13 protein-coding genes are annotated in these 12,312 nt (G+C 66.3%); 6 read left to right on the forward strand and 7 right to left on the reverse strand.

Annotated elements, in window-relative coordinates; all coding sequences use genetic code 11:
• Positions 1-66: 66 nt before the first annotated feature.
• A complete protein-coding gene (locus LT970_RS02850; protein WP_232687461.1) occupies positions 67-549 on the reverse strand; it encodes a cupin domain-containing protein in 483 nt (160 codons plus the stop codon).
• Between the two features lie 40 nt (positions 550-589).
• Complete coding sequence (locus tag LT970_RS02855) at positions 590-1,096, reverse strand: DUF7984 family protein (RefSeq protein ID WP_232687462.1); 507 nt, start codon at positions 1,094-1,096, stop codon at positions 590-592.
• A 259-nt stretch (positions 1,097-1,355) separates the two neighbouring features.
• Between LT970_RS02855 and LT970_RS02860 the strand changes: the two genes are divergently transcribed.
• Together LT970_RS02860 and LT970_RS02865 are read left to right on the forward strand one after the other, a co-directional pair.
• Positions 1,356-3,278, forward strand: a complete 1,923-nt coding sequence (locus LT970_RS02860; protein ID WP_232687463.1) for a beta-CASP ribonuclease aCPSF1 — start codon at positions 1,356-1,358, stop codon at positions 3,276-3,278.
• Between the two features lie 595 nt (positions 3,279-3,873).
• A complete protein-coding gene (locus LT970_RS02865; protein WP_232687464.1) occupies positions 3,874-4,287 on the forward strand; it encodes a DUF7332 family protein in 414 nt (137 codons plus the stop codon).
• Positions 4,288-4,302: 15 nt separating this feature from the next.
• Here LT970_RS02865 and LT970_RS02870 read toward each other — a convergent pair whose 3' ends face one another.
• Together LT970_RS02870 and LT970_RS02875 are read right to left on the reverse strand one after the other, a co-directional pair.
• The gene (locus LT970_RS02870; protein ID WP_232687465.1) at positions 4,303-5,142 is read right to left on the reverse strand and encodes an endonuclease III domain-containing protein; all 840 of its coding nucleotides are present in this window, start codon (positions 5,140-5,142) and stop codon (positions 4,303-4,305) included.
• Positions 5,143-5,218: 76 nt separating this feature from the next.
• Entirely contained in the window at positions 5,219-5,632 is a 414-nt protein-coding gene (locus tag LT970_RS02875) for a DUF371 domain-containing protein (RefSeq protein WP_232687466.1), read from the reverse strand.
• Between the two features lie 309 nt (positions 5,633-5,941).
• Here LT970_RS02875 and LT970_RS02880 point away from each other — a divergent pair, with 309 nt between their 5' ends.
• From LT970_RS02880 to LT970_RS02890, 3 genes are all read left to right on the forward strand, one after another.
• On the forward strand, positions 5,942-6,844 hold the full coding sequence (locus LT970_RS02880; RefSeq protein ID WP_232687467.1) for a coiled-coil protein: 903 nt from the start codon (positions 5,942-5,944) through the stop codon (positions 6,842-6,844).
• Between the two features lie 237 nt (positions 6,845-7,081).
• Positions 7,082-8,230, forward strand: a complete 1,149-nt coding sequence (locus LT970_RS02885; protein ID WP_232687468.1) for a DUF373 family protein — start codon at positions 7,082-7,084, stop codon at positions 8,228-8,230.
• A gap of 81 nt (positions 8,231-8,311) precedes the next feature.
• On the forward strand, positions 8,312-9,034 hold the full coding sequence (locus LT970_RS02890; protein WP_232687469.1) for a diphthine--ammonia ligase: 723 nt from the start codon (positions 8,312-8,314) through the stop codon (positions 9,032-9,034).
• 218 nt (positions 9,035-9,252) lie between these two features.
• On the opposite strand, the gene LT970_RS02895 is transcribed toward LT970_RS02890, so the two are convergent.
• Positions 9,253-10,221: a nucleotidyltransferase family protein gene (locus LT970_RS02895; protein ID WP_232688670.1), complete on the reverse strand. Its 969-nt coding sequence runs from the start codon at positions 10,219-10,221 to the stop codon at positions 9,253-9,255.
• A 59-nt stretch (positions 10,222-10,280) separates the two neighbouring features.
• On the opposite strand from LT970_RS02895, the gene LT970_RS02900 reads away from it, so the two are divergent.
• Positions 10,281-10,565 (forward strand): transcriptional regulator, encoded by a 285-nt coding sequence (locus LT970_RS02900; RefSeq protein WP_232687470.1) that lies wholly within the window; start codon positions 10,281-10,283, stop codon positions 10,563-10,565.
• A 42-nt stretch (positions 10,566-10,607) separates the two neighbouring features.
• Here the strand turns inward: LT970_RS02900 and LT970_RS02905 are convergent, their stop codons facing one another.
• Together LT970_RS02905 and LT970_RS02910 are read right to left on the reverse strand one after the other, a co-directional pair.
• Positions 10,608-11,030: a Rieske (2Fe-2S) protein gene (locus LT970_RS02905; RefSeq protein ID WP_232687471.1), complete on the reverse strand. Its 423-nt coding sequence runs from the start codon at positions 11,028-11,030 to the stop codon at positions 10,608-10,610.
• A 362-nt stretch (positions 11,031-11,392) separates the two neighbouring features.
• Positions 11,393-12,244 (reverse strand): aminotransferase class IV, encoded by an 852-nt coding sequence (locus tag LT970_RS02910; protein WP_232687472.1) that lies wholly within the window; start codon positions 12,242-12,244, stop codon positions 11,393-11,395.
• Between the last annotated feature and the right edge of the window lie 68 nt (positions 12,245-12,312).

A 12,312-nucleotide genomic window follows, 5' to 3' on the forward strand; every position in this document is an offset into this window, starting at 1 on the left:
AGCAGCGGTGCTCTCCGGCGGGAAGACTGTCCCGTAGCAGTGACCTCCCTGGTGGGTGCCGGCCGCTCAGACCAGTTCGTTCCCGCACTCGTTGCAGTACACCGGCATCCGTCCGTCGTCGGTGGGCTCCCGGACGCCGTGGCTCGTCACCTCGCCGCACTCCGGGCATGGAATCAGTGATTCGAGGTCCGCCCAGTTGTGGCGAGCGCCCGGCGCGCCGATGGCCAGTGCGCGCACTGGGTCGTCCGTCTCGTTTCGCCCACTCTGGAACTGACCCGGCGGGAAGCGGATCAGTTGTCCCTCCTCGACCGTCACCGACTCGCGCTCGGTCCCGACGTCGAACGTGGCCGTTCCAGCGAGCACGTAGAACACCTCCTCCTGGTCGTGGTGTGCGTGGAGGCCGCCGGAGAACTGCTCGCCCGGCGCGAGTTCGTAGAACGCCATCGATACGTCGTCCGTCCCGAGTGCGTCGGAAATCGGTCGTCGAACGCCGTGAACGCCGAGCGGATTCGGTTCGTTTCGCACGTCGTCTATCTCGACTTTCTCCATGCCTGCATCGTGGACGCCGGCCGGAAAGCTCTGTCCCGTGTCACTCCTGCGGGACCGAGAACGGACTGTCGCCCTCGGTCCACGACCAGCCCGGGAGCCGGGTCTGGAAGCCCGCTGCGAGCGCCGCGTCGAGGTCGTCGACGCCCGCGGGTTCGTCACTGACGTCTCGCGCGTCCGCCGCGCCGTCCGTCACCACGTCAGCGTAGTGGAACGTCGACTCCGCGAGCAGGCGCAGCGGCTGTTCACCTGCGATGATCCCGGCGAGTTCGCGCCCGAGCAGTTCGTCAACGACGAACCCCGGGTAGTCGTTCTGTACGTCGAGGTTCCGGAGGATGGCGACCAGCGCCGCGGCGTTGACCGCGCGGTCGCCGTCCGCGAACACCGCGTCCACCGCCCCACGGTACTCTTCGCGAGTGACGTCCGGGACGTCCGCGTCGAAGGCCTCCCCGAGGGACTGCCGGACGTCGTTCAGTATCGGAACCACGACGTCGGCGCGCTCGCGAACCCAGGCGTGTTCTCGCTCCACAGCGGTCGGTGTCAGCTCCATGGTGAGGTCTGGCACTCCAAACTTTGCGAAGGCTTTTATAACCCTGCCCGTCTAACCCCGGGTAAGCGGGTTCTCGTGCAGTTTCCCCGTGGCCCGACCGGACTCGGTCGGGAGTCCCGCTTTCCCTCACTGGTATGACGACACTCTCGGTCTGCTCCCCGCGCTTCTCGGAACGCTCGTTCACCGACCCGCGTCGGCAGCCGAGCGCCGTCACCAGTGATTCGGGAAGCGACCCTGCACGAGAGCATGTTTCCCGATTATGAGCACTGTAGACCAGCAACTCGAGGAATTACAGGACAAAATCGTCGACGAGATTCCGCCGGACATCTCGGTCACCGAAGTCAAATACGAAGGTCCGGAACTCGTCGTGTACACGCGCGACCCCAAGCAGTTCGCCGAAGACGGCGACCTCATTCGGAGCCTGGCGAGCAAACTCCGGAAGCGAATCACCGTTCGCCCGGACCCCGACGTGCTCTCCACTCCCGAGCGCGCCCGCGAACAGATCATGGACGTCATCCCCGACGACGCGGGCGTCACCGACCTCGACTTCCACGAGGACACCGGTGAGGTCGTCATCGAGGCCCAGAAACCAGGCCTGGTCATCGGGCGACACGGCTCCACGCTCCGGGAGATCACGACCGAAGCGGGGTGGACGCCCGAGGTCGTTCGTACGCCGCCCATCGAGTCCTCGACGGTGTCGAACGTGCGGAACTTCCTGAAACAGGAGCGCGACGACCGCCGCGACATCCTGGAGAAGGTCGGCCGCCAGATCCACCGCGAGGAGATGTCCGACGACGAGTACGTGCGCATCACCACACTAGGCTGCTGCCGGGAGGTCGGGCGCGCGAGTTTCATCCTCTCCACGCCCGAGACGCGCATCCTCATCGACTCCGGCGACAAGCCCGGGAGCGACGACGTGCCGTACCTCCAGGTCCAGGAAGCCCTCGGCGCGGGCGCAGCGACCATCGACGCGGTCGTGCTCACGCACGCGCACCTCGACCACTCCGCGCTCATCCCGCTCCTGTTCAAGTACGGCTACGACGGCCCCATCTACACGACCGAACCGACCCGCGACCTGATGGGGCTGCTCACGCTCGACTACCTCGACGTCGCGGCCAAGGAAGGCCGGACGCCACCCTACGACTCCGAGATGGTGCGCGAAGCCATCAAGCACACCATCCCCCTGGAGTACGGCGACGTCACGGACATCGCGCCCGACGTCAAACTCACGTTCCACAACGCCGGCCACATCCTCGGAAGCGCGGTGTCTCACTTCCACATCGGCGACGGCCTCTACAACGTCGCGTTCTCCGGCGACATCCACTACGAGGACACGCGGCTATTCAACGGCGCGGTCAACGACTTCCCGCGCGTCGAGACGCTCGTCCTCGAATCCACGTACGGCGGCCGGAACGACTACCAGACCGACCAGGAGGACTCCGAGGAGACACTCAAGGAGGTCATCAACGAGACGTACGAGGACGGCGGGAAGATACTCATCCCGGCGTTCGCCGTCGGCCGCTCCCAGGAGATGATGCTGGTCATCGAGGAGGCGATGCGCAACGGCGACATCCCCGAGATGCCGGTCCACCTCGACGGCATGATCTGGGAGGCGACTGCCATCCACACCACCTACCCCGAGTACCTCCGGGACGACCTCAAAGACCGCATCTTCCACGAGGACGAGAACCCATTCCTCGCCGACCAGTTCAACCACATCGACGGCGGCGAGGACGAGCGCAAGGAGGTCGCCGACGGCGAGCAGTGTATCATCCTCTCGACGTCCGGGATGGTGACCGGCGGCCCCATCATGTCCTGGCTCGAACACCTCGGCCCCGACCCGGACTCCACGATGACGTTCGTCGGTTACCAGGCACAGGGGACGCTCGGTCGCCGCATCCAGTCCGGCTGGGACGAGATTCCGATGCCGGACAGTCGCGGCAACGGGCGCAACGAACGCCTCACGCTGAAGATGGACACGGAGACCGTCGACGGCTTCTCCGGGCACGCCGACCGCCAGGGGTTAGAGGACTTCGTCCGCACGATGAACCCCCGGCCCGAGAAGGTGCTCTGCGTGCACGGCGACGAGCGCTCCACGCAGGACCTCTCCAGTGCGCTCTACCACGAGTTCAACATGCGCACGTTCGCGCCGAAGAACCTCGAGACGTTCCGGTTCGTCTGACTGCGTTCTCTGATCCTGTGAACGTTCCTTCGTGGGACCACGAGATCAGCCAGAAATCCCTGATTGGAGTGAACTGAGTCGCTTCCTGTAACGCCCAGAAAGCCCCAGACGTCTCGAGTCGGGGGACTCGCTGCGCTCCTCACTCACTGCGTTCGTTCCGGTGCTTATTCCGAAAGACGCGGAGCGTCTTTCGACGTTCGCCTCACTCCGTTCGGCTCACCGTCGTCCACCTTCGTCGAGACGTCTGCCCCTTTCAGTCCCACCTCACCACCGGTTGATCAACCGGCAGGGTGGGGCTGAGCGGGCGCTTGCGCCCGCGACGGTTGGAAGACAAGCGCAGCGAGTCTTCCAGGACTGAAAGGGGCGGCGCGCTCGGCAGTCGAAACGAAGTAAGCACGGAAGCGAACGGAGTGAGCGACGCGCGCAGCAAGTTGCAGACGCCGAGCGCGCCGGGGCTTTCTGGGCGTTCTCAAGTTCGACCTCGTTCACTACAGTCAGCGCTTCCCACTGAACCTCGACGAGTTCGGCAAACAACCCAACACCCACCACTACTAGCGGCGATAGTTCTAATACCGTCGTCCGGTAACTATCTGGTGTGAAGCCGTCGCGTACAGTCCGCGTGGTCCTCGCGGCAGTCGTGGTGCTGTCGTCGTTCGCCGGCGTGGCCGCTGCCGGTCCTTCGGCCGGCCTTGCTGATGGCCACCGCTTCGACATCGGCGATGAGAATCCCCACATCACGTTCTGGCTCCACCTCGACCTGCTCACGAACCTCGGGAGCGCCGGTGACTTCGGATTCAACGCCGTCGGCACGGCACTCGACACGCGGGTCGTGACCGTCGACCTGCAGTTGCACTTCGCGGGCGTCGGGCCGCTCGGCGAATTTCTCTCGGACCCATTCGCGCGGTTCTCCGTCACCGCGGAGTGGGAACTCCACCTGCCGTTCCTCTCGGCGGGGCCGGCCGCCGACGACTCCTTCGACTACCGGGACAACCGGACAATCTCCCCCTAGCGAGCAGGCGTGCGCTCACTGGTCGGCGTCTGCGGCGTCCGCGGGGTCGACGACCGACTCGTCGAGTTCGTCGACGCCTACGCGGTCACACAGGTCGTACAGTGGGCACGCTTCTGGGCCGTCGAGGCACGCGGGCCTCCGAGCAGTGCAGAACTCCCGCCCGAACTGAATCGTCGCCGTGTGACCGAACCCGCACTTCTCCGCGGGGACGTCGGCCTCGAGGGCCTCGCGCACGTCCTCGTGGTCGGCGTCCGGCGGCGCGACCCCCAGTCGCCGCGTGATGCGGTGGACGTGCGTGTCCACGGGGAAGACGCCCGACTGCCCGCCGGCGAACAGGAGCACGCAGTCGGCGGTTTTCGGCCCGACGCCCTTCATGTCCAGTAGCGTCTCGCGGACCTCCACTGGGTCCTCGCTCCGCACGAACTCGTCGAACCCGTCGGCGCACCCATACTCCTCGCAGATCCGGCCCGCGAGGCGTATCAGCGTCTCTGCCTTCTGGTTGTAGAGGCCCGCCGAGGAGATGGTCTCCGCGAGTTCGTCGTGGTGGGCGTCGGCGAGCGACGCGGCGAGGCCGACGCTGTCGCCTTCGGACGCCGCGGGTCCGTCCTGGCCGTACCGCTCCACGAGCGCGTCGTGGGCTGGCTGGCTCGCCACGTCGCTGGTGTTCTGGCTGAGAATGGTGCGGACGAGACACTCGAAGGCGTCCTGTCCGCCGTAGGTCTTCTGCCAGTACCGCTCCCCGAGGCGGTCGACGACGGCCTCCGCGCGCGTCGCGGCAGCCCCCGTTTCGAACGAGGTGGACTCGCCGCCGCCAAGGTAGCCTCCGGAGATGTTCTCGGCGGGTTCGTCGTCCATGGTCGTCGCAGGGGTGCGACCGGCGAAAAGACTGCGGTCGCGTCGCGCGCGAACGACGACTCGCCGCGGTGGTCCGTTACTCCACGCGCAGCGTGGCGGTGAGGTCGGCGCCGTCGGCGAGCGCGCTGACCAGATTTCGGTCGACGTCGCCAGCGGCCGTGTCCGCGTCCACAAGTACCGTTCGGTCGTCGACGTACGTGCTGGTGCGTGCGACGAACCCGCGGTCGTTCGTGAGTTCGATCTCCGGGTGGCCGCTGCCGGTCACTGTTTCCGTGTGGCCGTCGGCCTCGAGGACGAGCGTGATCATCGCGTCCGCGTCGGCACAGGCAGACACGAATTCGCGGTCGAACGCCGCTGGTGTGCGGTCGGCCTCGATGCCGAGAATGCAGTCGCCTGCGGCCGTCAGGTAGTCGTCGGTCGTCACCTCGAGTGTGCTCGCGTGCCTGCCGGTGACGTTCTCGTGCCCGCGTGCGCGTACGACCTCTTCCATGCCCTCCCGTTTCGCACTGGGACACTTGTGCCCCACGCTCGCCGACCGGGGGTTTATGTACCGCCGTGAACTCCCCGAGACGCTGTACCACACGTAGCACGGGGTCTGGCAACTGTTTGCACGGACCGGCGAGCGCAAATTTTATAAGCCGTGGTTGTTTACTATCAGACACCAGAACGCTGCGAGCGTTCGCCGCGCACAGCCCGAGAGAGAATGACAGGACGCTCTCCTCCCGACAGGACCGTGTTACATCCCGAGCAACGGCACTGCGCGCGGCGCTCCGGCGGGTATGGCACAGAGGTTTGAACAATGGCTGAGGAAGAACAAAATATCGACGTATCGAGCGCAGACGAACTCATTACTGACGAAGAACTCCAGGAGAAATCCAAGGGGCAGCTCATCAAGAACGCCGGTCAGTTCCGAGACCGACGGAACGAGCTGAACCAGCTCGCGTCCTCGCGAGCCTCCAGTCGCGACGAGCTCAACGCGGAGACCCGAGAGAAGGTCGACGCCGCACAGGAACACCGCGAGCAGCGCGACGAGCTCAACGAGCGCGTCCAGGAGCACAAGGAGAAACGCAACGAACTGAACGCGGAAGCAAACGAGCTCTTCGACGAGGTCGACGACCGCAAGTCCGACCTCGAACTGGACGAGGGCAAGGACCTCGAACAGCTCAAAGAGGAGATCGAGCAACTCGAGTTCAAGCAGCAGACCGAGGTACTCTCCACCGAGGACGAGCGCGAGCTCATCGAGAAGATCGAGGAGAAACGCGAGGAGTACCAGGAACGCAAGGAGACCCTCGAGGACTCTGGCAACCTCGAGGAACTCGTCGAGGAAGCCGAGGAGGTCCGCGCCGAAGCGTCCGAGCACCACGAGAAGGTGACGGAGCTCGCGGACAAGGCCCAGGAACACCACAACGAGATGATCGAGGCCTACCGCGAGGCCGACGACATCCGCGACGAGGCCGACGAGATGCACGAGGCCTTCGTCGAGGCCCAGGAGGCCGCCGACGCCCACCACGAGGCGTTCGTGCGCGTCCAGAAGCGCCTCCGCGAACTCGACAAGCAGGAGGAAGAAGAGCGCAAGGACGAGCGCGCGAAAGAGCAGGAGGAGGCCCGCGAGGAGGCCGAGGAGATCTACGAGCGGTTCAAGGAGGGCGAGACCCTCGACACCGAGGACCTTCGCAAACTCCAGAAGTCCGGCCACCTCTAATCGGATCCGAACGCAGTCGACCGACGCGAATTCTTCATTTCCCGGTTGGAGAGTACCAACGCAGTCCAGCGGGGTTGCTGTGACGACGACGCACCCAGGATGCCACAGCGCCTGCTAGAGATGTCACAGCGCCGTGCCAGGACGTCAGAACGACGCGCGCCCATTCAGGGTTGTGCGCCGATCCGCGACCCTCAACGCGGGGTTTTTATTCCGGCGGCGTGACCCTGTTGACGACTGATGCGTACACTGGTAGTCTGTGTCGACCGGACCGGTGACCTCTCCCGAAAGACGGGACTCGAGACGCCGGTCGCCGGCTGGGAGGCCGTGCAGTCCCTCGTCGTCGACATGGGCGTCGCCGACCCCGAGGACTCCAGTGTCAACACGCTACTCGAAGCGCTCCGCGTCACCCGCGACCTCCGCGACGACGACGACGACGCCGTCGTCGCTGCCGTCTCCGGCGTGGGTGACGACGTGACCGCGGACCGCTCCGTCGCCGAGCAAGTCGATGACCTCCTGGAGCGGTACGACCCGGACTCCGCGATCGTCGTCGTCGACAGCGAGGAGGACGAACGTCTCGTTCCAATCGTCGAAAGCCGCGTCCAGGTGGACGCCGTCGACCGCGTGGTCGTCCGGCAGGCCCGCGACCTCGAATCGACGTACTACCTCCTGAAGCAGTTCCTCGCGGACGAGGAACTCCGGCAGACCGTTCTCGTCCCCATAGGCATCGTCTTGCTCGTGTTCCCGGCGCTCATGATGTTGACCGGGAGTCTCGCGGTCGCCGCCGCGTCGATAACCACGGTCATCGGCCTCTTCTTGCTCTACAAGGGGCTGAGCGTCGACGACTATCTCGCGACGCTCCCGGGGCAGGTCCGGGACGCGCTGTACTCCGGCCGGGTCTCCATCGTCACGTACGTTGTCGCCGTCGGCCTCGCGCTCGTCGGCGTGTTCGCGGGCGCGCTCAGGCTCTCCGAACTGCCGATGACGACCCCGCCACTACTGGCGGGGATGGCGTTCGTCTACTACAGCGTTCCGTGGCTGGCGCTCGGCGGTCTCGCGGCGAGCACGGGCCGCCTGTTCGACGAACTCATCCAGCACGACGAGGTCCGGACGTCGTTCCTGAACCTCCCGTTCGGCGTGCTCGCCGTCGCGCTCGTCGTCCGGGGTTTCTCCGCGTACTTCGTCGAACGCGCCGCGCTTGTCGACTCCTTGACGGTGCCGGTGGTACAGGTTGGCGCACTCACCGTTCACGGGTTCGCGCTCACGCCCGAGGAACGCCTCGCGTCGTTCGTCGTGCTGGGCGTGTTCGTCAGCCTCGTCGGCATCCGCGTCTCGACGCGCTTCAGCGAGACCGACTACGATGACGTCGAGCAGGTCCTCGAGCGGTGACGCCGCGGAGCGTTCGGGCAGTTCGAGTACACACGCTGCTCGAAGAGTGACGCCTTTCAACGCCGGCGCACAACGACACGTATGACCGACGGACAGTGGGTGAGCCTGTTCTCCGGTGGGAAGGACTCCTCGTGGGCGCTCTACCGCGCGCTCGAGGAGGGGTTCGACGTGGACCGTCTCGTGACGGTTCACCCGGAGGGCGATTCGTACATGTACCACGTGCCGGCGACGCGACTCGCGGACCTCGCATCGGAGAGCGTGGGCATCCCGCTCGTCGACGTCGAACCCGGGGCGTTCGGCGCGAGCGACGCCGTCGATGCGAGCGAACAGGGGGACAGCGAACTCGAACCGCTGGAGGCGGCGCTGGCCGACCTGGACGACGACCTGCCAGGGGGTATCGCGGGCGTGACCGCCGGCGCCGTCGAAAGCGAGTTCCAGACGTCCCGCATCGAGGCGATGTGCGAGCGCCTTAACTGTGAGTTGTTCGCGCCGCTCTGGCAGCGCGACCCGCGCGCGCTCGCCGCCGACATGCTCGACGCCGGCTTCGAGATTCAGATCGTCCAGGTGGCGGCGTACGGCCTCGACGAGTCGTGGCTCGGGCGCACGCTCGACTACGAGGTGTTCGACGAACTCGAGGCGCTGCACGACGAGTACGGCGTCCACGTGCTCGGCGAGGGCGGGGAGTTCGAGACGATGGTGACCGACGGGCCGCACATGGAGCGACGAATCGAACTGGAGTACGACACGGTGTGGGAGGGGGACCGCGGTCACGTCGAGATTACGGACGCGCGACTCGCGGAGTAGCAGTAGTGGAATGGTCGCAGTAGCGGAGCGGTAGCGGTGCACGGTCGCTGAACGGAGGTAGTCGACTCACCGCGAGCGAACACAGTGAGCGAGCGGGCCGAGTGGCGACCACCGCGCCCGGAGGGCGCGACGGGAGCCGCGACGGCTTTTTGTCGTAGCTTTTTGCCAACGAACGAGGCCGCGCCAGCGGCCGAGTGAGTGCAGCAAAAAGGTACGAACTAACGCCCGTTCGAGATAGTGGTGTGCGCGCCGATGAGCGCGCCGGAGAAGTCGATGTTCTCGAGTCGCGTCTTCTCGTCGATGATGGAGTCACGGACGTCACAGTCCCGGAGCGTGGCGTCCGGGAAGATGATGGAGTTGTCGACGCTGGAGTTGACGAGTTCCGCGCCCGCCATCACGTGGACGTTCTCGCCGATGGTGGTGTTCTCGACGACGGCGTCGTCGCTGACGACGCTCTCGCCGTCGAGGGTCCACGCGACGGCCTCGAGGTAGGATTCGGGCGTGCCGATGTCGAACCACGCGTCGTCGAACGTGAACGCGTGGACGGACTGGCGGGCCTGCAGCCACTGGAGGAACCAGCCAGGTTCGTCGGGGTTTTGGCCTTCCTCGAGGTACGTGTGGAGGTCGGGCACCGTCTCCCGGGGGAACGCGTAGCACGCGATAGAGACGAGGGTGCTCTTGGGGTTCTCGGGTTTCTCCTGGAAGTCCACGACTTCGTCGCCGTCGAGTTCGACGAGCCCGTAGGACTTCGCGCGCTCGTGGCTGCCGACGTCGTAGGCGGCGAGCGTGGGGCTGTCTTTGGCCTCGAAGAAGTCCACGAACTCCGAGATGTCGAAGCTGATGAGGTTGTCGCCCGCGACGACGAGGAGGTCGTCGTCGACGTTCTCGCGGTCGACGAGTTGGGCGAGCGCGCCGACGACGCCGAACTTCTCGTCTTCCTCGGTAGTGTCTTCGACGGTGAGCGTGAGCTTCTCGAAGTCGCTGTCCGCGATGTAGGACTCGAAGTCCTCGGCGAACCGCTCGTTCGTGGAGACGAACACCTCGTCGAACCGGTCGTCGGATTCCAACTCCTCGAAGATACGGTCGATGACGGTGGTGTCCCCGACCGGGAGGAACATCTTCGGCCGGTGTCGCGTGACCGGCCAGAGTCGCGTGGCGTAACCGCCAGCAAGCACGACTGCCTTCATGCTACCACCGTCCACGTCGTCCGATAAGTCCTTTTTCATACAGCACCGAACCGTAGGACATGGACGAGCAGACGACTCGACGCCGGATTCTGGACGCGCTCCGCGAGCGCCCGGACACGCCGAGCGGGCTCGCGGGCGAGTTCGAAATCGCGCGCGGGACCGTCCTGACACACGTCACCCACCTCTCGGAAACACTCGACGGCACTGACGAGGCGTTGCTGGTTCGCCCGCCGGCGTGTCGTGAGTGCGGGTTCGACGACTTCGACGACCCCGTGAACGTCCCGTCGCGGTGCCCGGAGTGCAAGCACGAGGGCATCGAGGAACCGGCGTTCGTCGTGGAGTGAGTCACAGCAGTACGGCCGAGAGGCGACACAGGTCGCTGTGCTTCAGAAGCCGATCCGCGACCCGGGGGACGTAGAGAGGTCGACGGGGTCGTCGTCTTCGACACCCGCCGCTACGAACTCGTAGTCCGCGTCGGCGAGGTAGACGTCGCCGTCCTCGACGACAATCTCGACGGGGTCGAGTCGAGCGCCCTCGCAGGGGCCGTGCGTGCAGACGCCCGAGTCCTTCTCGAAGGTCGCGGCGTGCTTCCGGCAGACGAGTTCGCCGTCGCGCGTCGGCGCGCCGTCACCGGTGTCGAGCGCGACGTCGGTCCAGTGCATGCAGTAGTTGAGCCACCCGGCAATGGTTCCGTCCGAGAGTCGGACGAGAATCGCCTCGCGCTCCTCGCCGTCGGCCGAGACAGTGAACAGAAACGACCCGTCGGCGGGCACGTCCTCGACTGCGGCGATGCGCTCGTCGTCCTCCATTGGTCCCGACGTATCCGACGAGCGCGTTTGAACGCACCGGAACGAGATCGGCCACTTAGCAGCGCCAGGCATCCGGCGACCGAGCAGGCCGGAGGCCCCGGCAGGTCGCCGGTTCACTCTGGGAACGTCGCGAGGCGCTACGCGCCTCGGAATGCGCGAACGGCACGAAGTGCCGTGAGCGAGTGAGCGCGGGCCGACGACTGAGGGGAGCGAGTGCAGCGAGCGAACCGAAGGAGGAGTGCTTTTGGCCGAGCTTTTGCCGAGTTGAGCGGGACCTCCGGTCCCGCTAACCATGGGAACGGCGCTGTGCGCCGTGAGCAGATGAGGCGCGCCAAGCGCGCCTCACGCAGCGCAAAAGGTCGCTAATAGTGGCTGGCTTCGACGACGTCGGCGAACGCGCGGGCGAGGCGGACGCCCACTTTGCAGGTGTCGTAGGTGGCGCCGTCGAGGTGGGCGACGGGGCGGACTTCCCAGGTGGTGTTGGTGAGGAAGAGTTCGTCGGCGCCCCGGAGGTCTTCGGGCCGGTAGTGGCCTTCTTCGACCGGGATGTCGAGGTCGTCAGCGAGTTCGGTGACGGCCCAGCGCGTGATGCCGGGGTGGACGGGGAGGTCGAGGCTGGGGGTGTGGAGGACGCCGTCGTCGACGAAGAAGACGTTGCTGGTGGTGCCCTCGGTAACGTGGCCATCGGCGTCGAACGTGATGGCTTCGTCGGCGTCGCCGGCGTCGATGCGTGCGAGGACGCCGTCGAGGCGGTTGTGGGTCTTGGCGACCGCGGGGACAGTGGCTTCGGGGACGTGCTGGGCGTCGACGGTGCGCGCGGTTGCGGGAGCGTCCCAGACACGTTCGCCGTCGAGGCCGCCGCGCGGGAGGGGTTCGGCGACGACGACGACGGTCGGGTCGGCGTCGTCGGTTGGGGTGAGGCCGCTCGATTCGCCGCGCGTGATGGTGAGGCGGACGGCGGCTTCCGCGAGGCCGTTCGCGGCGAGGGTCTCGTGGACGCGCTCGCGGAGGTCGCGTCCGGAGAGGTCGTGGTCGAGGGAGAGCGCGTCGCAGGTGGCTTCGAGGCGGCGCTGGTGGGCGCTCCACGCGAACACCTGGCCGCCGTACGCGCGCAGCGTCTCGAAGGCGGCGTCGCCGTACTGGAATCCGCGGTCGCGGACGCTCACGGTCGCGTCGTCGGCGTCTACGAGGTCACCGTTTACGTGGTACTGCATGAGTCGAGTGGGTGTCGCGTCGTCTGTGTGTACCCGGCGTGGACGGCGTCATCGCGGAAGCCGGCGGC

Source organism: Halobacterium zhouii (genome assembly GCF_021249405.1).
Taxonomy (GTDB): domain Archaea; phylum Halobacteriota; class Halobacteria; order Halobacteriales; family Halobacteriaceae; genus Halobacterium; species Halobacterium zhouii.

Excerpts from the sequence above, each read along its gene's own strand:
- LT970_RS02910 (WP_232687472.1), bottom strand. The coding sequence starts at position 12,244 with ATGCAGTACCACGTAAACGGTGACCTCGTAGACGCCGACGACGCGACC.
- LT970_RS02875 (WP_232687466.1), bottom strand. The coding sequence starts at position 5,632 with ATGGAAGAGGTCGTACGCGCACGCGGGCACGAGAACGTCACCGGCAGG.
- LT970_RS02860 (WP_232687463.1), top strand. The coding sequence starts at position 1,356 with ATGAGCACTGTAGACCAGCAACTCGAGGAATTACAGGACAAAATCGTC.
- LT970_RS02905 (WP_232687471.1), bottom strand. The coding sequence starts at position 11,030 with ATGGAGGACGACGAGCGCATCGCCGCAGTCGAGGACGTGCCCGCCGAC.
- LT970_RS02885 (WP_232687468.1), top strand. The coding sequence starts at position 7,082 with ATGCGTACACTGGTAGTCTGTGTCGACCGGACCGGTGACCTCTCCCGA.
- LT970_RS02870 (WP_232687465.1), bottom strand. The coding sequence starts at position 5,142 with ATGGACGACGAACCCGCCGAGAACATCTCCGGAGGCTACCTTGGCGGC.
- LT970_RS02890 (WP_232687469.1), top strand. The coding sequence starts at position 8,312 with ATGACCGACGGACAGTGGGTGAGCCTGTTCTCCGGTGGGAAGGACTCC.
- LT970_RS02850 (WP_232687461.1), bottom strand. The coding sequence starts at position 549 with ATGGAGAAAGTCGAGATAGACGACGTGCGAAACGAACCGAATCCGCTC.
- LT970_RS02880 (WP_232687467.1), top strand. The coding sequence starts at position 5,942 with ATGGCTGAGGAAGAACAAAATATCGACGTATCGAGCGCAGACGAACTC.
- LT970_RS02855 (WP_232687462.1), bottom strand. The coding sequence starts at position 1,096 with ATGGAGCTGACACCGACCGCTGTGGAGCGAGAACACGCCTGGGTTCGC.
- LT970_RS02895 (WP_232688670.1), bottom strand. The coding sequence starts at position 10,221 with ATGAAGGCAGTCGTGCTTGCTGGCGGTTACGCCACGCGACTCTGGCCG.
- LT970_RS02900 (WP_232687470.1), top strand. The coding sequence starts at position 10,281 with ATGGACGAGCAGACGACTCGACGCCGGATTCTGGACGCGCTCCGCGAG.